The 20,677-nt window shown below is 66.2% G+C and carries 23 protein-coding genes and 1 other RNA gene; 8 read left to right on the forward strand and 16 right to left on the reverse strand.

Going from position 1 to position 20,677, the window contains the following annotated elements:
• Position 1: 1 nt before the first annotated feature.
• On the reverse strand, positions 2-829 hold the full coding sequence (locus WKB88_RS11650) for a DUF1206 domain-containing protein (RefSeq protein WP_341394713.1): 828 nt from the start codon (positions 827-829) through the stop codon (positions 2-4).
• Positions 830-953: 124 nt separating this feature from the next.
• Here WKB88_RS11650 and WKB88_RS11655 point away from each other — a divergent pair, with 124 nt between their 5' ends.
• Together WKB88_RS11655 and WKB88_RS11660 are read left to right on the forward strand one after the other, a co-directional pair.
• Positions 954-1,340 carry an MmcQ/YjbR family DNA-binding protein gene (locus WKB88_RS11655; protein ID WP_341394714.1) on the forward strand — a complete coding sequence of 129 codons (387 nt, stop codon included), beginning with the start codon at positions 954-956 and terminating at the stop codon, positions 1,338-1,340.
• Entirely contained in the window at positions 1,337-1,906 is a 570-nt protein-coding gene (locus tag WKB88_RS11660; RefSeq protein WP_341394715.1) for a DUF1990 family protein, read from the forward strand. Before WKB88_RS11655 ends, WKB88_RS11660 begins: the two co-directional genes overlap by 4 nt.
• Here WKB88_RS11660 and WKB88_RS11665 read toward each other — a convergent pair.
• Entirely contained in the window at positions 1,882-2,448 is a 567-nt protein-coding gene (locus WKB88_RS11665) for a GNAT family N-acetyltransferase (protein ID WP_341394716.1), read from the reverse strand. The two genes, WKB88_RS11660 and WKB88_RS11665, sit on opposite strands and share 25 nt — an antisense overlap.
• A 207-nt stretch (positions 2,449-2,655) precedes the next feature.
• Between WKB88_RS11665 and WKB88_RS11670 the strand changes: the two genes are divergently transcribed.
• A complete protein-coding gene (locus tag WKB88_RS11670) occupies positions 2,656-3,648 on the forward strand; it encodes an endonuclease domain-containing protein (protein WP_341394717.1) in 993 nt (330 codons plus the stop codon).
• Positions 3,649-3,686: 38 nt separating this feature from the next.
• Here WKB88_RS11670 and purL read toward each other — a convergent pair whose 3' ends face one another.
• From purL to WKB88_RS11690, 4 genes are all read right to left on the reverse strand, one after another.
• Entirely contained in the window at positions 3,687-5,993 is a 2,307-nt protein-coding gene (gene purL / locus WKB88_RS11675; protein ID WP_341394718.1) for a phosphoribosylformylglycinamidine synthase subunit PurL, read from the reverse strand.
• Positions 5,994-6,770 carry a phosphoribosylformylglycinamidine synthase subunit PurQ gene (purQ, locus tag WKB88_RS11680; RefSeq protein WP_445818913.1) on the reverse strand — a complete coding sequence of 259 codons (777 nt, stop codon included), beginning with the start codon at positions 6,768-6,770 and terminating at the stop codon, positions 5,994-5,996.
• Positions 6,770-7,024, reverse strand: a complete 255-nt coding sequence (gene purS / locus WKB88_RS11685) for a phosphoribosylformylglycinamidine synthase subunit PurS (RefSeq protein ID WP_341394719.1) — start codon at positions 7,022-7,024, stop codon at positions 6,770-6,772. The genes purQ and purS overlap by 1 nt, the downstream gene beginning before the upstream one ends.
• Before the next feature lie 230 nt (positions 7,025-7,254).
• Positions 7,255-7,665, reverse strand: a complete 411-nt coding sequence (locus tag WKB88_RS11690) for a hypothetical protein (RefSeq protein WP_341394720.1) — start codon at positions 7,663-7,665, stop codon at positions 7,255-7,257.
• 156 nt (positions 7,666-7,821) lie between these two features.
• On the opposite strand from WKB88_RS11690, the gene WKB88_RS11695 reads away from it, so the two are divergent.
• On the forward strand, positions 7,822-8,382 hold the full coding sequence (locus WKB88_RS11695) for a DUF4442 domain-containing protein (protein WP_341394721.1): 561 nt from the start codon (positions 7,822-7,824) through the stop codon (positions 8,380-8,382).
• On the opposite strand, the gene WKB88_RS11700 is transcribed toward WKB88_RS11695, so the two are convergent.
• Genes WKB88_RS11700 through WKB88_RS11715 form a run of 4 tightly spaced genes read right to left on the reverse strand, consistent with a single transcriptional unit; the run spans position 8,345 to position 10,877 of the window.
• Positions 8,345-8,896 (reverse strand): serine protease inhibitor, encoded by a 552-nt coding sequence (locus tag WKB88_RS11700; protein WP_341394722.1) that lies wholly within the window; start codon positions 8,894-8,896, stop codon positions 8,345-8,347. The genes WKB88_RS11695 and WKB88_RS11700 overlap by 38 nt on opposite strands.
• Positions 8,897-8,939: 43 nt before the next feature.
• Positions 8,940-9,503, reverse strand: coding sequence for an SRPBCC domain-containing protein (locus WKB88_RS11705; protein ID WP_341394723.1), 564 nt, complete (start codon positions 9,501-9,503; stop codon positions 8,940-8,942).
• Positions 9,446-10,426: a 3-methyladenine DNA glycosylase gene (locus tag WKB88_RS11710; protein WP_341394724.1), complete on the reverse strand. Its 981-nt coding sequence runs from the start codon at positions 10,424-10,426 to the stop codon at positions 9,446-9,448. Before WKB88_RS11710 ends, WKB88_RS11705 begins: the two co-directional genes overlap by 58 nt.
• 7 nt (positions 10,427-10,433) lie before the next feature.
• The gene (locus WKB88_RS11715) at positions 10,434-10,877 is read right to left on the reverse strand and encodes a MarR family winged helix-turn-helix transcriptional regulator (RefSeq protein WP_341394725.1); all 444 of its coding nucleotides are present in this window, start codon (positions 10,875-10,877) and stop codon (positions 10,434-10,436) included.
• Positions 10,878-10,978: 101 nt separating this feature from the next.
• Between WKB88_RS11715 and WKB88_RS11720 the strand changes: the two genes are divergently transcribed.
• Together WKB88_RS11720 and WKB88_RS11725 are read left to right on the forward strand one after the other, a co-directional pair.
• Positions 10,979-11,191 (forward strand): hypothetical protein, encoded by a 213-nt coding sequence (locus tag WKB88_RS11720; protein ID WP_341394726.1) that lies wholly within the window; start codon positions 10,979-10,981, stop codon positions 11,189-11,191.
• Between the two features lie 145 nt (positions 11,192-11,336).
• Positions 11,337-11,651, forward strand: a complete 315-nt coding sequence (locus WKB88_RS11725) for a hypothetical protein (protein WP_341394727.1) — start codon at positions 11,337-11,339, stop codon at positions 11,649-11,651.
• A gap of 101 nt (positions 11,652-11,752) precedes the next feature.
• Here the strand turns inward: WKB88_RS11725 and WKB88_RS11730 are convergent, their stop codons facing one another.
• Positions 11,753-13,039, reverse strand: a complete 1,287-nt coding sequence (locus WKB88_RS11730; RefSeq protein ID WP_341394728.1) for an aspartate kinase — start codon at positions 13,037-13,039, stop codon at positions 11,753-11,755.
• Positions 13,040-13,274: 235 nt separating this feature from the next.
• Here WKB88_RS11730 and WKB88_RS11735 point away from each other — a divergent pair, with 235 nt between their 5' ends.
• Both WKB88_RS11735 and WKB88_RS11740 read left to right on the forward strand, forming a co-directional pair.
• Entirely contained in the window at positions 13,275-14,261 is a 987-nt protein-coding gene (locus WKB88_RS11735) for an ABC transporter ATP-binding protein (protein WP_341394729.1), read from the forward strand.
• Positions 14,258-15,349, forward strand: coding sequence for an ABC transporter permease (locus WKB88_RS11740; protein WP_341394730.1), 1,092 nt, complete (start codon positions 14,258-14,260; stop codon positions 15,347-15,349). Before WKB88_RS11735 ends, WKB88_RS11740 begins: the two co-directional genes overlap by 4 nt.
• Before the next feature lie 21 nt (positions 15,350-15,370).
• On the opposite strand, the gene recR is transcribed toward WKB88_RS11740, so the two are convergent.
• The 5 genes from recR to WKB88_RS11765 form a co-directional block, all read right to left on the reverse strand.
• Positions 15,371-15,967 (reverse strand): recombination mediator RecR, encoded by a 597-nt coding sequence (gene recR, locus WKB88_RS11745; RefSeq protein ID WP_268910227.1) that lies wholly within the window; start codon positions 15,965-15,967, stop codon positions 15,371-15,373.
• Positions 15,968-16,056: 89 nt separating this feature from the next.
• Positions 16,057-19,179 (reverse strand): DNA polymerase III subunit gamma and tau, encoded by a 3,123-nt coding sequence (locus WKB88_RS11750; protein WP_341394731.1) that lies wholly within the window; start codon positions 19,177-19,179, stop codon positions 16,057-16,059.
• A 78-nt stretch (positions 19,180-19,257) separates the two neighbouring features.
• Positions 19,258-19,353: signal recognition particle sRNA small type (ffs, locus tag WKB88_RS11755), an RNA gene on the reverse strand.
• A gap of 7 nt (positions 19,354-19,360) precedes the next feature.
• On the reverse strand, positions 19,361-19,912 hold the full coding sequence (locus WKB88_RS11760) for a GNAT family N-acetyltransferase (RefSeq protein WP_341394732.1): 552 nt from the start codon (positions 19,910-19,912) through the stop codon (positions 19,361-19,363).
• Positions 19,913-20,487: 575 nt separating this feature from the next.
• Positions 20,488-20,677 (reverse strand): hypothetical protein (locus WKB88_RS11765; RefSeq protein WP_341394733.1); only part of this gene is annotated, 190 nt, incomplete at its 5' end.

A 20,677-nucleotide genomic window follows, 5' to 3' on the forward strand; every position in this document is an offset into this window, starting at 1 on the left:
CCTACAGCTTGGCGAACCGCGCCCGCAGGATCCCCGTGTAGAGGCCGTAGCAAATCAGCCCCGCGCCCACCGCGCCCAGTGCCAGCCAGCCGAAAGGCTGCTCGCGCAGGGCGTGCAGGGCGCCGTCGAGGCCGCTGGAACGTTCCGGATCGGCGGTGGCGGCTGCAACCATCACCAGCACTCCAAGAATGGCCAGGGAAATTCCCTTGGCAACGAATCCCAGCACGCCCGTGACCGTAACCGCCCGGTTCCATGTTCCCGGCGGAACGGCGCGGAGGTCATTGCGGAACCGGCGGCTGGCGCCCTTGAACACAAAGTAGCCGCCGACGACGACAATTCCCAGGCCGACCAGGCCCAGCAGCAGCGCCCCGGCAGGCTGGGCCATAAGCCGGGCACTCCAACTGGAGGAACTCTCACCGCTGTCCGTTCCGCCGCCGAGGGCGAAAGAACCAAAGGTCGAGCCGATGGCGCCGTAGGCAATGGCCTGCCCGGCGGCCGAGCCGCGCATCTTCCACAGGTCCTTGCCCTTTAGCCCGCCGCCCTCCAGCCAGATCCGCGAAAGCTGGAAGAGGGCCAGGGTGAGGCAGCCCAGGAAGCAGATCCAGAGCAGGATCAAGCAGCCGGGCTGCCCGGCCAGCGCCGCCACCGCACCGGAGGAATCGGCGTCGCCGCTGCCGCCTGACGCGATCTGCAGTGCAATGACCCCGATGAGCAGATGCAGCAGCCCGCTTGCGACGTATCCCATGCGGGCCGCGCGTTCAAAGCCCTTGGAATCGGCAGCCTTCGCCGCGGCCGAGGCCAGCCTGTCCCCGTGTCCTGTGCGAGCCAAAGTGTCCTCCGTGAGTGAATGAGCGAGTGAGGCGCACGCCATGGCATGCGCCGGTTAGGGTTGTGGGTTCCTTCCATCCTGTCACCTGTGGCGCCGCCGCGCGGCGTCGGACTAGGCTCGGAGGATGGATGCGGCAGCGGTAAGGCGGGTGTGCCTGCAGTTCCCGGGCACCTATGAGGACTTTCCGTTCGGGCCCGATGCCTCCGTGTTCAAGGTCCAGGCATCGGGCGGCAAAGCGAAAATGTTTGCCCTGTGCTGGCTGGACGGCTCGCCGCTGACCATCAGCCTCAAGTGTGAACCGGAGCTGGCTGTCCAGCTGCGCGCCGCCCATCCCCAGATCAACGGGGCGTGGCACATGAACAAGAAGCACTGGAACTCTGTGCGCCTCGACGACGGATTCGCTCCGGACCTGGTGCAGGACCTCGTCGAGGATTCCTATGATCTGGTGGTGGCCTCGCTGCCGCGGCGGGACCGGGAGTCGCTGATGTGGAAAGGACTGGCCGGCGGATGAGCCGGTCCCTGACCTACCCGGACTCCGGCTACACCCGCCGGCCCTATCCGCAGCCGCTGACGCACCGCTGGCCCGAGGGGTACCGGCTGGTGCTGCGCCGGGAGAAGCTGAGCGTTCCGGATCCGGCGGCGGGATTCCTGAGGCTGGCCAACGGCATCCTGGACTGGGATCTGCACCGGCTGTCCGGGCTGCGCGTCGCTGCCTCCACACCCCGCGCGGCTCCCGGCGTGGAGATGTCTTCCGGCGTTGGGCTGGGGCCGCTGCGCTACTTCGCGCCGTGCCGGGTTTTGTGGGCCGAAGAACCCGCAGTCGACGACGCCGGGGCTCCCGTTCCGGGCCAGCGTGCCGGTTTTGGCTACGGGACGCTGAAGGGGCACCCGGAGCAGGGCGAAGAAGGCTTTTATGCCGAACTGGACGGGGACGGCCAGCTCATCTTTCGGCTGGCGGCCTACAGCCGGCCGGCCAACCGGCTGATTGCCGCCGGAGATTTCGCCAACCGCGCCGTGCAGCAGTTCATCACCCGGCGCTATCTCGCGGCAGCCTACTCGTTGGCTTCGGGAAGCTGAGCTGCCTGAAGGATGAAGCCAAGGCCCAGGCCCGGAGTTTCCACCGGGAGGAATCCGGCCGTGAGCAGCAGCGCCTGGGACGCGGCGTTTTCCGGCTCCGTGTACGCAATGACCCGTGACACCGCAGCCTGGTCCAGGGCATGCCGGGCCAGTGCGGTAAGGGCCTCAGTGGCGTAGCCCTGCCCGCGCCGGGACGGCACCACGCTGTAGCTGACCTCAACGTCTCCGTCTTCGGGCAGCAGCAGGAATCCGATGGTGCCCACTACTTGGCCGGTTGCGTTTTCCCGGATGAGCCGGGTGCTCAGGGCGTCTTCCACGGTGTTCAGGCCCGCCTCGAAAAACTGCCGGGCGGCGTCGTGGTCTGTGGGCTGCGGGAAGTCCGGGGCCCAGTCCGGCAGCCGGGACTGGATGATCAGGGCGTCCAGCTCGGCGGTGGTGATGGGAGACAGCCGCAGCCGGTCGGTGGAGAGTCCGGCGGGAAGGCCGGTGGCCGGCGTGGGGCGTTCCGCGGCCGATGCTGTGTCGTCAGGGGTCAAGGTCACTGAGTAATTGTGCCTGCCCGATTTCATTTTGCCGCTATTTGGTGAGCAACATCTTTTCGCGTCCCGTCCCGTCCCGTCGCGTCCGCCCCTCCCCCGCGAACTGGCAGAAACTGCGCTTCCCAGCTCTGAAACGTGCACTTTCTGCCAGTTCGGCGGAGGGTGTGGATAGCGGCTGCAGAGGAAATGCGAAAGGGCCATTCTTCTGGCATGCGTATTCCCGAGCCATTGCCCTCTGGGTTCTCCACCGACCCTTTCACCGTCAGCGAGGCAGACGCGTCCGGCGTTTCCCGCGGCCGGCTGCGGCACGCCCGGATTATTCGCCTGAGCAGGTCCATCCGGTGGGTGGATTCCCGGGACCTTGCGGATCTGCAGAGCATGCCCCCGCACCGCCGCTACCGGGCTTACACACAGGTGACCCCCTATTCCGTTGCCTCCCATGACTCCGCGGCCGAAGTGTGGGAATTTCCGATGCTGTCCTTCGCAGACGACGGCAAGCTGCACATCACGCGGCTGACCGGTATGTCTCCGCAACGGCGTGGTGGGGTCAGCGGCCATACCGGACAAATGTTCGCGGGGGAGATCTGTGTCGTGGATGGCCTGTCGCTGACCGCGAGGGAGCGGACCTGGCTTGATCTGGCCCAGCGGCTAACCGTCGCGGATCTGACGGTCATAACCGACTACCTGATCCGCATTCCCCGCCCCGAGTATGAAAACAGAACGACGCCGTATGCCACCAAGGAGTCTCTGCAGGCGGTTATCGACCGGCACAGCGGCAAACGGGGGATCCGTAAGGCCAGGCTTGCGTTGGAGCTGAGCCGGATCGGAGCGGATTCGCCGCCGGAAACGCTGCTTCGGCTGGCGTTGGCGGACGCCGGGCTGCCGGAACCGCTGGTGAATACACCGATTCTCGATGCCTTCGGCAATCCGCACCATCGGCCGGACCTTTCCTACCCCGATTACCGGGTGGCCGTGGAATATGAGGGTGCGGGACACTCCGAACCCGGTCAGGTGGAGCGGGACATCAGCCGTGAGGAACGGACTCGGACCCTGGGCTGGACTGAGGTTAGAATCTCGCGCCGGCACATGGCCGACGACGGCGGTGCGGCCGTGAGCAAGGTCCGGTCGGCGTTGATTGCTGCCGGCTGGCGCCTCGATTCCCCGTACCGCCGAGATGGCAGAAAGTGCGTCTCTCAGAGCTGAGAAGCGCACCTTCTGCCATCTCGCGGGATGGGAGGTGGCTAGCCGAAGTGCTTCGGCAGGGTCCCCTCGTGGGCTTCCTTCAGCTCGGACAGCGGCAGCGAGAAGTGGCCCTGGAAATCCAGGGCGCCGATCTCGGTGTCCACCACGCCGATCCGCATGTGGGCGTAGCCGCGGGCACCGCACATGTCCTTGAAACGGACCTCTTCGCTGCGGGCCACGGACACCACGGCCCGGGACTGCGACTCGGAGAACAGCATGGTGAACAGGTCCACGCCGTCACGCTCGCAGACTTCATCCAGCCCGATCCGGGCGCCGACGCCGAAGCGGAGCGCCATTTCGGACAGGGCAGCGGCCAGGCCGCCCTCGGACAGGTCATGTGCGGCGTCGATCATGCCGTCGCGGGAGGCGTTGACCAGCAGTTCGCCGAGCAGCTTCTCCCTTTTCAGGTCCACCGCCGGCGGCCGGCCGCCCAGGTGCCCGCGAAGGTTCGCGAATTCCGAGCCGTCCAGTTCGTCCTTGGTGACGCCCATCAGGTAAATGGCCTGGCCGTCTTCACGCCAGCCCGACGGCGTGCGGCGCGCGACGTCGTCGAACACTCCCAGCACGCCGACCACGGGGGTCGGGTGGATGGCGACGCCGCCGGTCTGGTTGTACAGCGAGACGTTGCCGCCGGTGACCGGGATGCCCAGCTCCTGGCAGCCGTCGGCCAAACCGCGGACGGCTTCGGCGAACTGCCACATGACCTCGGGGTCTTCGGGGGAGCCGAAGTTCAGGCAGTCGGAGACGGCCAGCGGTGTTGCGCCCGACGTGGCGACGTTGCGGTAGGACTCGGCCAGGGCCAGGCGGGCGCCCTCATACGGATCCAGGTAGGTGTAGCGGCCGTTGGCATCTGTGGAGATGGCCACGCCCAGCCCGGTGGTTTCATCCACGCGGATCACGCCGGCGTCGTCGGGCATGGCCAGCGCGGTGTTGCCCTGCACATAGCGGTCAAACTGGTTGGTGACCCAGGACTTGTCACACAGGTTCGGCGAGGCCATCAGTTCCAGCATGGCCTTCTTGACCGCTTCGCTGCCGAACGGACGGGCCCCGGCGAAGGAATCCGCCTGCAGCTTGTCCTGCCACTCGGGGCGGTGGAACGGGCGGTGGTAGACCGGTCCTTCGTGCGCAACCGTCTTGGGGTCGACGTCGACAATGGTCTCGCCGGCCCAGTCGATGACCAGCCGGCCGGTGCCGGTGACCTCGCCGAGCCAGGAGTACTCCACGTTCCACTTGGCCATGATCGCTTCAAACGCCTCGACGTTCTCCGGCGTCACTACGGCCATCATGCGTTCCTGCGACTCGGACATCAGGATTTCGCCCGGGGTCAGAGTGGGATCGCGCAGCAGCACCTTGGTCAGCTCCACGTGCATGCCGCCGTCGCCGTTGGAGGCAAGCTCCGACGTCGCGCAGGAAATGCCGGCCGCGCCCAGGTCCTGGATGCCCTCCACCACGGAGGCCTTGAACAGTTCCAGGCAGCACTCGATGAGCACCTTCTCGGCGAACGGGTCACCCACCTGCACGGCGGGGCGCTTGGAGGGCTTGGTGGAGTCGAAGGACTCCGACGCGAGCACGGAGGCGCCGCCGATGCCGTCACCGCCGGTGCGCGCACCGAAGAGAACCACCTTGTTGCCGGTGCCGGAGGCGTTGGCCAGGCGGATGTCCTCGTGGCGCATGACGCCCACGGCCAGGGCGTTGACCAGCGGGTTGCCCTGGTACACGGAGTCGAAGACCAGCTCGCCGCCGATGTTGGGCAGGCCGAGCGAGTTGCCGTAGCCGCCGATGCCGGAGACTATCCCGTGCACCAGCCGGGCGGTGTCGGGATGGTCGATCGCACCGAAGCGCAGCGGATCCATCACGGCCACCGGACGGGCACCCATGGAGATGATGTCGCGGACAATGCCGCCGACGCCGGTCGCGGCACCCTGGTAGGGCTCCACGAAGGAGGGGTGGTTGTGGGATTCAACCTTGAAGGTCACGGCCCAGCCCTCGCCGATGTCGACGACGCCGGCGTTCTCGCCGATGCCGACCAGCAGGTGTTCCTTCATCTTGTCGGTGACTTTTTCACCGAACTGGGACAGGTGCACCTTGGAGGACTTGTAGGAGCAGTGCTCGGACCACATGACCGAGTACATGGCGAGTTCCGCCGCGGTGGGGCGCCGGCCCAGGATTTCGACAACGCGGTTGAACTCGTCTTCCTTCAGGCCCAGTTCGGCCCAGGGAAGCTCGGTGTCGGGGGTCGCGGCGGCGTGTTCAACCGTGTCGATGCGGAACTTCTTCGCCTCGGTGGAGGCTGCGGAAACGGTCATTTATTTGCCTCCGGCAACGAGCGAGGTGAGTACTGAGGTGAACATGCCCAGGCCGTCGGTGCCGTAGCCCAGCCCGACCTCGCCGTAGGCCGAGGAATCCGGCCCGAAACCGGCCTCGACGGCATGTTCGGGGTGCGGCATGAGGCCGACGACGTTCCCGGCGGCGTTGGAAATGCCGGCAATGTTTCGGCGTGAGCCGTTCGGGTTGGCGCCGTCGTAGCGGAACACCACGCGGCCTTCGCCCTCGAGCTCATCCAGGGTTTTTTCGTCGGCGACGTACTGGCCGTCCTGGTTCTTCAGCGGAATGACCATGCCGGAATCCTTGGCGTAGGCAGAGGTCCAGGCCGTGGTGTTGTTTTCCACGCGCAGCAGCTGGTCCGCGCAGGAGAACTTCAGGTGGTTGTTCTTGATCATGGAACCGGGCAGCAGGTGAGCCTCGGTGAGGATCTGGAAACCGTTGCAGATGCCCAGCACGGGCATGCCGGCCTTTGAAGCGTCCACCACTTTGTCCATCAGCGGGGCGAAGCGGGCAATGGCTCCGGCACGCAGATAGTCGCCGTAGGAAAAGCCGCCGGGAATGATGACGGCGTCCACGGACTGCAGGTTGGCTTCGTTGTGCCAGAGGCCGACGGCGGTGCCGCCGGCGAGGGTGACCGCACGGGCGGCGTCGCGGTCGTCAAGGGTGCCGGGAAAGGTGATGATGCCGATCCGGACGGCCCGCAACGCGTCGTTGGCGGGCGCAGCGGCGAAATCGCCGATCAGGGGAGTGCTCAAAATCAGGCCTCCGAGATTACTTCAACGCGGGTGACGTCCTCGATGACGGGATTGGACAGCAGGGTGGCTGCTGCTGTGCGGGCCTGTTCGAGGATTTCTTCAGTGACGTCTCCGTCAACGGTCAGCTCGAACCGCTTGCCCTGCCGGACCCCGGTGAACCCGGTCAGGCCCAGCCGCGGAAGGGCACCGGCGATGGCCTTGCCCTGCGGATCGAGGATTTCAGGTTTGGGCATGACGTCAACAACGATCCGGGGCATCCGGGCAACTCCTGTGAGAGAAATGGGTGGCCGCGGACCCTGCCGTCTCACGCTGATTCAGCGCTCCGCGAGCTTGCGCTTTCATTCTAGCGGCGTTTCCCCCGGCCGTCTTTTCGTGTCGCCGGGCCATGGCTTAAACGTCTTCGGGCCGTCATCCAACTATGGATGACGGCCCGAAGACGGATGTGCGGCGCCGGGCGGCGGCGGTGCTGGCCGCCGCCCGGAGGGGATCAGGCCGGAACGCTCATCTGGAAGCCGCAGCGGCACCGCAGCACTGTGGTGTCGAGCTGTACTTCCGGGACGGTGATGGTGTCCGGTCCGGTGTAGACGGGTTCAAAGATGGACACCGAGGTGGTGTCCTTCGGCTGCATGGGCTCGCCGCAGTGCAGGTATTCGGCGTCGGTTCCGGTGGTGTTCATCCGGCGGGCCCAGACGGGGGAGTGCCGAACCGGGTGCCCGTAGAAACGATCGCACTCCGAGCAGGTGTAGCTGATTTCCAGGAACTCCGCGGCATCTTCGCCGACTGCCGGTTCCACGGATTCGATGATCAGGTATTCATCCGTCCCGCAGTTGGTGCACCACGGGGCGTTGGGTTCCGGGGCGGGATCGGCCGCGCCTTCGGGTCTTGCTTGCGTTGACATAATCGTTCCTCCAGTTCAGGTCCGGACGGAGAACTCCATCGCCCAGAACAGGTAGTAAGTATGCTTACTCATTCTACGCAAGCGTCTCCGGCACAGACAAGTCCCGGAAACACGTTCCCGGCCCGGGTGCGTTTGCGGGGTCGTTAGAGTGGGGGCGTGAAGCCTCTTGCTGCGAAACCGGCCATGGTGCGCCGGTCCATGAACCTCTGGCCGCCCTTCGCCTTCTCCGGCATCCGCATCACGCATCTGGATTCCCTGTCTGCGGAGGTGAGGCTGCGGCAGCACTGGTGGAACGGGAATGTCGCCGGGGTGCATTTTGGCGGCTCGCTGTTCGCCATGACCGACCCGTTCTGGATGATGCTCCTGCTCCAGCATCTGGGCCGGGACCATCTGGTCTGGGACCGCGCGGCCGAGGTGGAATTCCTCAAGCCGGGCAGGGGCAATGTTACCGCCCGCTTCGTCCTCGCCGAGGAGGACGTGGAGCGGATCCGCACGCTCGCTGCCGGCGGAGGCAAGGTTCTCGAGTGGTATTCCGTAGACGTAACGGACGCCGACGGCGACGTGGTGGCCCGGGTGCGCAAGCAGGTTTATGTGCGGCGCAAGCGCGAAGAAGCGGCCGTGCCAGCGGCAGCAGGAGAGTCTGCGCCGGGCGAGCCGGCACCTGCTCCGGCTGCATCAGCTACAGGGTGGCCTCGGCGGGGCCGAGCAGTCCGGTAAGGCTTTCCCAGCGGGGAATCTCGCAGCCGTTGGCGAGCAAGAACTCACGGTCCACGGCTGCCCCGTCCAGCGTGCCGCTCACGTGCGCCCGCTGCGGCCCCTTGATCATTTGCGTGCACATGAGGTTGGGGTCCAGCGGGGCAAAAACTTCGGCACCCTGCGCGGCGAGGGCGGCGCAGGCGGCAACGGGATCCGGGGCGGCGGAGCTGCCAACCGGGGCGCCGCCGTCGCACTCCAGGGAGTATGTGTCCGTGACATCGGCGCCTTCTGCACGGAACTCCACGGTCAACGACGTGGCTGCCGGCGACGACGGAGCCGCGGCGGGGCCCGAGGACGCGGGGCTGGACGGCGTCGGGCTCGATGGCGCTGTGCTTGAAGGTTCTGTGCTCGCAGTCGCTGTGCTCGAAGGTTCCGGGGAAGATTCGGACGTCCCGCTGCCGGGCGAACCGCCGCAGCCGGCAAGCACCAGGACGGTCGCAAGGGGAATCAGCAGACTGCGAAGCGGACGGAACATGTGTGAGACCTCCAGCTAGGGTGGTCCCAGCCTAGTCGGATGCCTAGGCGGTTTCGCCGGTTTTCCCGCCTTCCCCGGTTTCCCCGGAATCCCCGCCGGAGTCAGCCGCTGCCCGGGCCTGGGCCAGGAAATAGGGGCTTTGTCCGGGATAGTACTCATCAAATGCGGGAACTGTGCTTCCGGCGAGGCTCGCCGTCAGCCGGTCAAGGTAGTACTCCCAGCCCGGCCCCACGCTTTCCGCAGCCAGCGGGTCCTCAAGATGGTGGGTGAAATCCAGCCGGGTTCCGCCGGCACTTTCCCGGAATCGGACCTCCAGGTCCCAGCTGCCGTATTCGTCCTCGACCATCAGTCGGAGCAGCTCGGGCGCCGCGCATTCCGCGATCTGCAGCCGACTCCAGGGGAGTCCTTCCTCATAGAGCATCTGAAGGTCAATGCTCTCGCCCCGTCCGGGGTTTCCCTCCCAGCGCCCGAACCACTGTCCGGCCTGCTCCGGGTTGGTGAAGCTGCGCCAGAGCGCCGACGGCGGTTCGGTGAAGTTCCGGATAAACGTCAGGTTGTACGTCTGCGGTCCGGTGCGGCTGATCCGGCCGGTGGGTTCGCGCTGCATAGGTGCTCCTGAAGGGGTTCCAGCAAGCCAAGGATGCGGGCCCGCAGCTGCTGTGATTCCTCGCTGAAGCCGCGTTGGGCCGCCACATACTCGCTCCGCCCGGCGGGTGTCTCCACGGGAATGGGGGTGTAGCCCCAGTCCTGCAGATCGTAGGGGGAGGCGCGCATATCCATGACCCGGATTCGCCAGGACAGCTCGAAGCAGTCCATCACCAGGTCACTGGGCAGCAGGGGAACCAGCTTGTAGGTCCACTTGTACAGGTCCATATTCGCATGCAGGCATCCGGGCTGTTCAAGGTCCGGCTGGTTTTCGCGGGTGGGCGTGAGCTCATTCAGCGGAACGGCCTGCGGCGTGTAAAAGCGGAAGGCGTCAATGTGGGTGCATTTGATCCGGCTCTTTTCCACCAGCCGGTCCGTGCCCTCCGCTCCCAGGCGCAGCTGCAGGTAGTCATGCCGGATGCCGTTGACTTCGGACTTGTAGGCCATGGCCCACTCATGCATGCCGAAGCAGCCGAGTGACGGCTTCCGGGCCGCCGTCCGCGACAACAGCGTGCGGGTGAAGTCGACGGCACTGCCCCGTGCCGAACCGAAGCCCGCCAGGTCCACCGTGACCGCTGTTGTGCCGCCGTCGAGCCCCTGGGCGGCGAGTTCGGCGTCGGTGAGGGGCCGGTAGAATTTCCAGTCCGTGCGCTCTGCCGCCGCGGCACCGGTCAGGACGACGCCGGCGCCGGGGTGCCAGCGCAGCAGCTGCCCGGGTTTCTGGGAGTAGTAGGTAAAAAGGAAGTCCTCCACCGGATGCTTTCGCCCCGCTGAGCGGCGGTCCAGGAAACCGTCTACGAAGGGCTGCACGCGCTCGCGGTGCTGCAGGCTCAGCGGCAGCCACTGGTCCTCGGTCAGGACGGTGGGAAACGGGGAAGGGGTCACGGCACCATTATCCCGCTCCCTGCGCTGCGGAAATCAGCCGGCGCATGGAGTCGTTGAGTTCCTGCACCTGCGTGCGGGTCAGGCCCAGCCTGCCCATCATGGTGCCGGGAACCTCCGCGGCGTCGCGGCGCAGTGCCCGGCCTTCCTCGGTCAGGTCGACGGCGAGGGAGCGGTCGTCCCCGGGGGCCCGGTTACGGGTGAGGAGCCCCGCTGTTTCCAGCCGCTTCAGCATGGGTGAGAGAGTGGCCGGGTCCATCGCCAGGGCGTTGCCCAGGCTGCGGACGCTGCGGGGACTGTGCTCCCAGAGGGCGAGCATCACGAGGTACTGCGGGTGGGTTAGTCCGAGGTTCTCCAGCACCGGCTTGTACGCGCCGACCACACTGCGGGCAGCCACGGAGAGGGCGAAACAGAGCTGGTGCTCCAGCAGGAGGTCCTCGTCAGCCTGATCCATCATCCGCTCCCTCTTTGCCGGTCTTCACCGATCGATCGTTAGTGCACTAATGATTAGCGTACTATGGCAGCAGGATTAGTCGCTGCGGAAAGGTGCGGGAGATGGCGGACAAAGAGAGCTTTACCTCGAAATTCATGCGGACCACCGGCAAGGTACGGATGATTTTCGGCCCTGCCCAGACCAGTTCCCTGGACCACCCGATGACCGAGGAAAACCAGCAGCTGCTCAAAGAACAGCAGGCGCAGGAAAAGGCCCAGTGGCAAACCGTTACCCGGGCTGACGGCAGCTCCTACATTGTTCCGCGCCAGGAGTAGTCCCGCCGGGAGCAGGCCCAGCGGGAGCTAGCTGGAAAACTTTCCGGATTCCGCCCGTAAGGCAGGGTCCAAAGCGTACGGTTGATTAACCCCCGGAGCCCTCATCCAGGAATTTCTCCGGCCTCGACCGCACAAGGAATTCTCCATGAGCGATGAAATCTCTCCCCGGCCCGCACCCGTTTTGCACGGCACAGGACCGCTGGGCAGGCTGGCACGCATGGTCTCCGTCTTTTACGGGGACGCTGAACGGGACCGGGTAACCGAACCGGTCCGCCACCTGCATGATCCGGTGGAAGACGAGATTGACCGGCAGCTCGCGTCCATCTCTGTTGAAACCGATACCGGCGGCCGGCATTACGCCGTCCGCAGGTTGGCTCCCGCAGCTCCGGACCCGGCGGGCCCCGGAGTCACCTACCGCTATTTCGCCAACCGCCCGCTGCTGAACGTCCCGGAAGCCTAAGCCGTTACCGGCCCTAGGCCTGTACCGGCCCTAAGCCTTTATCGGCACGGGGCGGCTCGACGGCCGCCCAGGGGGGAGCCGGGGATCAACCAGGAAGCGCCTTAGCGCCCGGTGCCGCCGTACACGGTGGCCTCGGCGTCGCCGTCGAGCCCGAAGGCGGCGTGGACAGCGCGAACAGCCGTGTCCAGGAGCTTGGCGTCGGTGACAACCGAGATGCGGATTTCGGACGTGGAAATCATGTCGATGTTGACGCCGGCGTGGTGCAGCGCTTCGAAGAAGCGGTGCGAGACGCCCGGGTTGGACCGCATGCCGGCGCCGATCAGCGAGAGCTTTCCAATCTGCTCGTCGTAATCGATCGTGTCGAACCCGACGTCTTCCTTGGCGGCGTTGAGGGCATCAATGGCGTCCTTGCCGTCAATGATCGGCAGGGTGAAGGAGATGTCCGTGCGCCCGGAACCCTGGGTTGAGACGTTCTGCACGATCATGTCGATGTTGGCGTTGGCCCCGGCGACAATCCCGAAGATCTCCGCTGCCTTGCCGGGAATGTCGGGTACACCGATCACCGTGAGCTTGGCCTCCGAACGGTCGTGTGCAACGCCGGAAATGATGGGCTGTTCCAAGGGTTCTCCCTCTTGAATCTTGATCTTGTCATCGGGGCTGGGCAGAACCCAGGTGCCCTCATGCTGGCTGAAGGAGGACCGCACGTGCAGCGGCACGCCGAAGCGGCGGGCATACTCCACGCAGCGCAGATGCAGGATTTTGGCGCCTGAGGCGGCCATTTCCAGCATTTCCTCGCTGGATATCTTGTCGATCTTCTGAGCGGATCCGACCACGCGGGGGTCGGCCGTGTAGATGCCGTCAACGTCGGTGTAGATTTCGCAGACGTCGGCACCCAGTGCAGCGGCGAGCGCGACGGCGGTGGTGTCGGAACCTCCGCGGCCCAGGGTGGTGATGTCGTGGCTTTCCTGGCTCATGCCCTGGAATCCGGCGACGATGGCAACGTCACCCTTTTCGATTGCCGTTTTGATCCGGTGCGGCGAGACGTCGATGATGCGGGCCTTGCCGTGGATGGCGTCGGTAATCATGCCGGCCTGGCTGCCGGTAAAGGACTGCGCGGATCCGCCGCGTTCGTTGATCGCCATGGCCAGCAGCGCCATGGAGATGCGTTCTCCTGCGCTCAGGAGCATGTCCATCTCGCGGGCATTGCCTCCGCTGGTGATCTGTCCGGCGAGGTCCAGAAGTTCGTCGGTGGAATCGCCCATGGCGGAGACCACCACCACTACCTCGTTGCCGGCGGCGTGGGTGTCCACAACCCGCTTGGCGACGCGCTTGATGCCTTCGGCGTCCGATACGGAGGACCCGCCGAATTTCTGCACTATCAGGCTCATGCGTACACGCTCTCTGCATCACTTCCGGTTGCTGCGCGGCGACATCCTCGGCGCGGTGCATCTGGTTTTCTTCCCCGGGAATCCGGGGAGATAAGGCCGCAAAACCTGCGGCCGATCAGCAAAAGTCTATCGTTGCTGCTCTGGCGTGCCGAAATACCGGGGATATATGAACTTAACGTCACGTTTGGGCGAGTCCGCCGGTGCTGTTGGGACAGGCGGCTCCTAGGGTGGGCCCATGGTCAACGGCGAGCCCGCGAAGAACCCCTCGATGAACAACGAGCACAGGGATGCCGGTGGTGTGCCCGCAGGGGTGAGCGCCCTGGGCGTCCGCCGCCGGTTCGGATCCGTTGAAGCGGTGCGGGGAATGGACTTCACGGCTCCGCCCGGGGCAGTCACGGCCCTGATCGGTCCCAACGGTTCCGGGAAAACCACACTGCTGCTGATGCTTGCCTCACTGCTGGCGCCCGACGCCGGTGAGGTGCGGATCTGCGGCTTTGATCCCACAGCGGATCCCGGGCAGGTGCGCAGCCGTGTTGGCTGGATGCCCGACACCCTGGGGACCTGGGACTCACTGACGGCAACGGAAATCCTGGTCACCATGGGTTCGATGTACGGCATGGCGCCGGCCGCGGCCAGGAACCGTGCCGCGGAACTGCTGGAAACCGTGCACCTGAGCGACCTGGCGCTGAAGCCGGCGCGGGTCTTTTCCCGCGGCCAGCAGCAGCGGCTGAGCCTGGCGCGGGCGCTGATCCACGATCCCGAGGTGCTGCTGCTGGATGAACCCGCCTCCGGGCTGGACCCCGGCTCGCGGGTGGATCTGAGACTGCTGCTGCGCAGGCTCGCCGGCGAGGGGAAAACGGTGGTGGTCTCCTCGCATGTGCTCGCCGAGCTGGATGAAATGGCGGACCGCGCGGTCTTCGTGGCACGCGGGGAAACCGTCACCACCCAGTCACTGGCCGACGCCGGGGTGCAGGCACGCTGGTACACCGTCCGGGCGCTCGACGACGGCTCCCTGATGCGCCAACTGGAAGCGCTGCAGGTTCCGCACCGGATGCAGGGTGATGACCGCAGGCCTGCGGTGCAGGTCCGGCTCGCCGGGGAGGGCGCTGCGGCGGAGCTGCTGCGGTCCCTGGTCCGGGCCGACGTTCCGGTGGTCGCCTTTGCTCCTGCCGGCGGCGCGCTAGAGGAGACTTACATGAGTTTGGATACCGATCGCCGATGAGTACGCAAAGTTCCGCACCGACCGCACCTGCCGCGCCGTCGGCCCTGGGCACCCTCGCCGGCGTCCGCTCAGTTTTTGTCCTGGAAATGAAGCAGCGGGTGCGCTCCCGCGGCTGGTACATCCTCCTGGGAGTCTGGTTCGCCGTCATCGGGCTTGTCGCCATGCTGACGGCGTTGAATGCCTCCGCGTCCGAGGGGCCCGCGGGGCCGGTGCTCTATGAACTGATTGTCGGCTTCGTCCTGTTTTTCGGGCTGCTGCTGGCTCCCGCGCTGTCCGCCAACGCAGTCAACGGCGACCGCGCCGCGGGCACCCTGGCGATCCTGCAGGTGACTTTGCTGAGGCCGGGGCAGATCCTGGCCGGAAAGTGGCTGGCCTCGTGGGTGGCGTCCCTCGGCTTTCTGGTGGCCAGCGTGCCGTTCCTGATCTGGGGGCTGGCACTGGGAGGCGTGCGTCCGCTGTCCGCCGTTGTCGCCGTCGTCATGCTGGCCGTGGAGCTGGGCATAGTCTGCGCCATCGGGCTCGGTGTGTCCGCGCTGGCCAACCGGCCGCTGTTTTCCATTGTGGTCACCTACATGCTGGTGGCTCTGCTGGGGCTGGGAACACTGATTGGTTTCGGGTTGAGCCTGACCCTGGTCCAGGGAACGGTGAAAACCAACTTCCCAACCTACGAGCCCTACACCGAGGTGCCCCTCGACCCGGACCTCGCCCCCGGATATACCTGCGACGGGCCGATCGTCGACATTCCGGTGGCGCACACGGATCGGGTGGCCTGGATTCTTGCCGCCAACCCCTTTGTGATCGTGGCTGATGCCATTCCGCACGGAGAGCCGGATCCCGAGAGGTCCATGTATGAGCCAACAGGGGTGATGCAGGGAATCAGCAGCACGGTCCGGCTGGCACAGGCAGGGCCGGAATACTCCCAGCCGTGCGCAAACGGTGAGGCCCGGTCCAGTGCTCCGGAGACCTTCCCCATCTGGCCGCTGGGGCTGGTGGTGCAGCTCGCGCTCGCCGCCGTGCTCCTGGCCTTCGGGCGGCGCCGGCTGGTCACACCCGTCCGCCGGCTGGCAGCGGGGACCCGGATCGCCTAGCCGCGGACCGGGGCCGGCGCGCTAGGACATGCTGCGGCGGCCCTCGAAGGCCCGGCCCAGCGTGATTTCGTCGGCATACTCAAGGTCTCCGCCCACCGGGAGCCCGGACGCCAGACGGGTGACGCTGATGCCCAGGGTCTTCAGCATCCGGGAGAGGTACGTGGCAGTCGCCTCGCCCTCGAGGTTCGGATCGGTGGCGATGATGATTTCGGAGATCTGCTCGTCGGACAGCCGGCTGAGCAGTTCCCGGATGCGCAGCTGGTCCGGGCCAATCCCGGCAATGGGATTAATGGCGCCGCCGAGCACATGGTAGCGGCCGCGGAAGGAGCGGGTGCGTTCCACGGCAATGACGTCCTTGGACTCCTCAACCACGCAGATCATGGTGGGATCCCGGCGGGTATCGCGGCAGATGGCGCAGGTTTCCTGCTCCGTGACGTTGCCGCAGATGCTGCAGAACTTAACCTTGTCCTTCACCGTGACGATGGATGAGGCAAGCTTCCGCATGTCATCCGGGTCAGCTTCCAGGATGTGAAAGGCAATGCGCTGGGCAGACTTGGGGCCGATGCCCGGGAGCCTGCCGAGCTCGTCAATAAGTTCCTGAACGGCACCTTCGTACACGTGACCTTCTCTGCTGGATAGATGTGCGCTGTGTTTGTGCGGCCACTCGTGGGGAGACCTGCAGATGCCATGTGCCGGAGCGGCACTGGTCAGCGGCCGTCGAGGCTGCGTTCCTCAATCAGCCGGCCGCCCAGGATCCGTTCAATGGCTTTTCGGCCCACCAGTCCTGAATCCTCAAGTCTGATGTCGTCGGCGCTGGGGATGTCCTCCACCAAGTTTACGTTGCTGCGCCCGGCCGAGACGTTTGCCGGGCCGCCGCGCTGGGCTGCTTCATTCAGCAGCTTCTGGTAACGGCTCAGCGGACGGCTGCCGTTGCCGGCCGCCGCAGGAGCGGACGACGACGGCGCGGGCGCGGACGACGACGGCACGGGCGCGGACGACGACGGCACGGGCGCGGACGACGACGGCACGGGCGCCGGAGGTGCTGACGACGACGGGGTAGGCGACGACGGGGCCGGTGCCGGTTGCTGCGGCCGCACCTGAGGTGCGGCTGGCGCTGCAGAGGCCTGCGGGGAAGAATCCCGGGGGGAAGAGGCCTGCCCCGGCGCACCGGCCGGCTGGCTGCCCCGGTCTTCCCGGCGCGCGGGAGACGAACCCGTGCCGGCCCAGTTGGTGGCAGCCCATTCGGTATCCGACAGGTGTCCGGCCGAGTACACGTCAACGGGCGGTTCAGCCTGTTCCCAGGCATTGCTTTCCGGTCCGCCTGCATACGGATCCTCAGGAGGCTCCTGCTGCCAGTCTTCCGGAAGCGGACCGGCCGCAGCTTTGCGGGTTCGGCCGGCGGGCTGCGGCGCTTCGGACGTTTGCCCGTTGTGCCGTGCCGTGCCGGAGGAACCGGTCTGGGAACCTTGGCTGCGGCGCCGGTTCAGGGCAGCCGCTGCCGCAGGTCCCGATGCCACGGGCGAAGCTCCGTGTGCGGCGGGGGCAGCAGGGGCACCGGGGACAGCTTCTGCAGGAACGTTAGGTTCAGGTGCTGCCTCCGCAGCGGGCACCGGGATGACGGCGTTCGGCCAGGCCGGAGCCTTGCCGCCGGCGGCACCGTTAGGAACGTTTGGTGCTGCTGCCGCCTCCGGCTGTACCGGAGCGGTGCGGGCTGCGGATGCCGCAGGTGCTGACGACACCGATACCGGCGATTCAGCGGATGCGGGAGCGTTGCCCGGCTGTGCCGACGGCCGAGAATTCGACTGCTGCGGCGCGGACTGCTGCGGAGCCGACGGGGCGGCCTGCCGGGGTGCGGACTGCTGCGGAGCCGACGGGGCGGCCTGCCGGGGTGCGGACTGCTGCGGGACGGACTGTTGCTGGGACGGAGCCTGGACCTGTGCGGAAGCCGGCGCCGGGGTTAGCCGGCTACCTGCTTTTGGGCCCGACTCACCCGCTGCCGCCGAACTGTCGTGCACCACGTTGACCTGACAGTCCACACCGAGCACCTGGGTGACCGCCTTGCGGAGGTTCTCCAGATGATCCGGCCGGTTGAAGTTGGTGGCAGCGCCCTGGTTGCTGAAAGCCAACTCCAGGATCCGCCCGTCAAAGGACTTGGGGCTGGCGTTCTTGCTGACGTTGAGCCAGGTTGCACGCCGGATTCCGGTGAGGGCATCCATGATTTCGGGCCAGGCGCGGCGGATCATTTCGATCTGTCCGCCGCTCGGAGCAGCACCCGGTGCGGAGGCAGCTGCCGGCTCCGGTCGCTGTGCGGAAGCAGCGGCAGGGGAGGGCTGCCGGTCCCGTTCCAGAGCGGGAGCGTCCGCTGCGGGGCGTGCCGTGGCGGAAACGGGGGCCGGAGCGTTGGACGCAGCAGCGGAGCCGTTCGCCGCTGCCTGCGGTTCGGGCGCGGTGGCCCAGGTTCCGCCCCAGTCCAGCGGGGAGCTGTCCGGGGTTGCGGCCGGAGCCGGGGCCGGGGCTGCAGCTGCTGCGGGTGCGGGTTCGGTCCGGGCAGGAGGCGCGTCGGCCACCACGGCGGGTGTCTCCGCCGCCGTCGGGCGCGCTGCCGGGATGGACTCGACGGGTGACGATGCGGCAGCCGCGCGGCCAACCGCCTCGGTGCTGTCGCCGGCGTAGCTCAGCCGCCGTTCGATGCGGTCCACACGCGCTGCGGTGCCCCGCTCGGTCTGGTCGGAGGCGGGCAGCAGGATGCGGGCGCAGAGCAGTTCCAGGTGCAGCCGCGGAGACGTGGCCCCGGTCATTTCCGTCAGCGCCGTGTTCGTGATGTCGGCGGCGCGGGAGAGCTCGGCGCCGCCAAGCTGGGTGGCCTGGGTGCTCATCCGGCTGATCTGGTCTTCGGGCATGCCGCGCAGCACTGCTGCGGCACTGTCCGGCATCGCGTGCACGATGATCAGGTCACGGAAGCGTTCCAGAAGATCTTCGACGAAGCGCCGCGGATCCTGTCCGGTCTGGATGACCCGGTCCACCGCGCGGAAAACGGTGGCGGAATCGCCGGCGGCAAAGGCATCGACGACGTCGTCGAGCAGCGAGATGGGCGTGTAGCCCAGGAGGTTGACGGCCAGCTCGTAGTCGAGGCCCGCGGGTCCGGCTCCGGCCATCAGCTGGTCCAGCACCGACAGCGAGTCGCGGACGGAACCGCCGCCGGCGCGGATCACGAGGGACAGTACTCCGGGCGCCACCGGAACGTTTTCCTGCTGGCAGAGCCGGTCCAGGTACGCCAGCAGCGGTTCCGGCGGTACCAGGCGGAACGGGTAATGGTGGGTGCGGGAGCGGATGGTGCCGATCACCTTGTCCGGCTCCGTGGTGGCGAAGATGAACTTGATGTGCTCCGGCGGCTCTTCCACGATCTTGAGCAGCGCGTTGAAGCCGGCGGAGGTCACCATGTGGGCTTCGTCAATGATGAAAATCTTGTAGCGGTCCCGGACGGGGGCGAAAGTGGCGCGTTCGCGCAGGTCGCGGGCGTCGTCCACACCGCCGTGGCTGGCGGCGTCAATCTCGATCACGTCGAGGCTGCCGGAGCCGTTGCGGGCCAGCTCAACGCAGCTGTCGCACTTTCCGCAGGGGACCGGCGTCGGGCCTTCGGCGCAGTTCAGGCAGCGGGCCAGGATACGGGCGGACGTGGTTTTGCCGCAGCCGCGCGGGCCGGAGAAGAGGTAGGCGTGGTTAACGCGGTTTTTGGAGAGGGCCGCCATGAGCGGCTCCGTGACGTGCTCCTGCCCGATCACATCCGCGAAGCTCTCGGGACGGTAGCGGCGGTAAAGGGCTGTACTCACAGATAGAACCCTATCGGTTGGCACTGACGGTTTGCATCCCGGCACCTGGCACGGGGAAAACCGGTTGGTCCTGAAAAAATTAAAGACCCCTCATGCACCTGCCAGAGCCCGCTTACCCTTGCTACCTTCCGGTCCTGGGGGAGTTCACAGGATGACACCACATGAGGGGCCGCGAATCAGTCTACCCGATTTTTGGACCGGTTTTGCGGCGGCCGGTTTCCGGCGGTTCCACGGTCCGCAGATAGCGGTACATGTCCCGCCACTGGGTTCCGATCTTCTGCCAGGAGGGCAGCAGCCTGTCCATCCGGTAGCCGGCACTTTCGGCAGTGCGCCAGGAGCCCTCGTTCCACGGCTCTATATACAGTTCAATCCGCGGCATCCGCCGGACCGTCAGAGCCCACTCGGTCAGCAGCTTCAGGGCCTCGCCGGCGTAACCCTGCTTTCGGTGTCCGGGTCCGATCCAATAGCCGATCGTGTCGGGGTTCCCGGTGCGGCGCGACGACTGCCCGGGCCACAGCCCAATCTGCCCGACGGCGGCGCCGGTCGCGGCATCTGCGACGGCGAAGGACCAGCCCGCACCGCTTTCCAGACGGTAGTGCTGCCGTTTGATGAAGGCCAGCGCCTCCTCCTGTCCTGGTGTGGAGGGGACCGAGGTGATCAGCGGAATCAGGGGGTCCTGCGAGGCCGACTGTATAAGGACGACGTCGGCGGGCGTGAAGGCGCGAAGCGTCACCCGGAAACTGTGGAGGACAGGAAGCACGAGGGGCGTTCCCCTCAGAGCTCTTGGTGCCGCAGGCATGGTGTTCCTTTCGTCGTCGCTAACGGGCGGCGGTTCGGTTCCATCCTGCCCGCTAAGGCTCCCTTATAGGGGGTCTGTTCCTGCTCCCCATATAGAGGATCCGTTTTGGCGCGCTACAGAGGGTCCGTTCTGGCACCCCATAAGGGAGTCAGCCGCCTGCTCCCCTTATAGGGCTGTAGGGCGGCGATCGTGCCCTGGACCTAGCCATGGGGCGTTTGCGGTGACGGCCTGCGGCGCTGTTCGGAGAGCGAACCAGGGTACGTATCCGGCCTGTCCGAGGGTCGTTTGGAGGCCTTCAGGAGCCGAGTTGCGGCGGGGTCCAAACCTGTGTAAAGTCTTCTAAGTCGCCGCGGCCGGGAGTTGAAAAACTTACCGAGCAGGGCGGCCAAACCCCACCAAAAACATCCTGGTGATCCATCCTGCCCCACGGGCCGGGAACGGAAAGCCGGGGCTTTTGTGCGGGGTCCTCCGGAGGAAAAAGACGCGGTTTCGGGAATTATCCCGAATTGCTAAAACAGTCCGGATGAAATAGAATAAAGAAACACTGCAGCGAAGAGAAAAGAAAAACAATTCATTGTTTTTCCGAGTATTTCGGATGCATCTGTTGTTTGAGAACTCAATAGTGTGCCAAGTTTATTGATACCAATTATTTTAATTGGTTGAACTGGTTCTTCCGCCCACCCCGTGGGCGCGGAGGAC

The organism is Arthrobacter sp. G119Y2 (genome assembly GCF_038069765.1).
In the GTDB taxonomy this organism is placed as follows: Bacteria; Actinomycetota; Actinomycetes; order Actinomycetales; family Micrococcaceae; genus Arthrobacter_B.

Coding starts and splice junctions, on each gene's coding strand:
- WKB88_RS11655 (WP_341394714.1), top strand. CDS start 954: ATGGATGCGGCAGCGGTAAGGCGGGTGTGCCTGCAGTTCCCGGGCACC.
- WKB88_RS11660 (WP_341394715.1), top strand. CDS start 1,337: ATGAGCCGGTCCCTGACCTACCCGGACTCCGGCTACACCCGCCGGCCC.
- WKB88_RS11670 (WP_341394717.1), top strand. CDS start 2,656: ATGCGTATTCCCGAGCCATTGCCCTCTGGGTTCTCCACCGACCCTTTC.
- purL (WP_341394718.1), bottom strand. CDS start 5,993: ATGACCGTTTCCGCAGCCTCCACCGAGGCGAAGAAGTTCCGCATCGAC.
- purS (WP_341394719.1), bottom strand. CDS start 7,024: ATGCCCCGGATCGTTGTTGACGTCATGCCCAAACCTGAAATCCTCGAT.
- WKB88_RS11690 (WP_341394720.1), bottom strand. CDS start 7,665: ATGTCAACGCAAGCAAGACCCGAAGGCGCGGCCGATCCCGCCCCGGAA.
- WKB88_RS11700 (WP_341394722.1), bottom strand. CDS start 8,896: ATGTTCCGTCCGCTTCGCAGTCTGCTGATTCCCCTTGCGACCGTCCTG.
- WKB88_RS11705 (WP_341394723.1), bottom strand. CDS start 9,503: ATGCAGCGCGAACCCACCGGCCGGATCAGCCGCACCGGACCGCAGACG.
- WKB88_RS11715 (WP_341394725.1), bottom strand. CDS start 10,877: ATGGATCAGGCTGACGAGGACCTCCTGCTGGAGCACCAGCTCTGTTTC.
- WKB88_RS11720 (WP_341394726.1), top strand. CDS start 10,979: ATGGCGGACAAAGAGAGCTTTACCTCGAAATTCATGCGGACCACCGGC.
- WKB88_RS11725 (WP_341394727.1), top strand. CDS start 11,337: ATGAGCGATGAAATCTCTCCCCGGCCCGCACCCGTTTTGCACGGCACA.
- WKB88_RS11730 (WP_341394728.1), bottom strand. CDS start 13,039: ATGAGCCTGATAGTGCAGAAATTCGGCGGGTCCTCCGTATCGGACGCC.
- WKB88_RS11735 (WP_341394729.1), top strand. CDS start 13,275: ATGGTCAACGGCGAGCCCGCGAAGAACCCCTCGATGAACAACGAGCAC.
- WKB88_RS11740 (WP_341394730.1), top strand. CDS start 14,258: ATGAGTACGCAAAGTTCCGCACCGACCGCACCTGCCGCGCCGTCGGCC.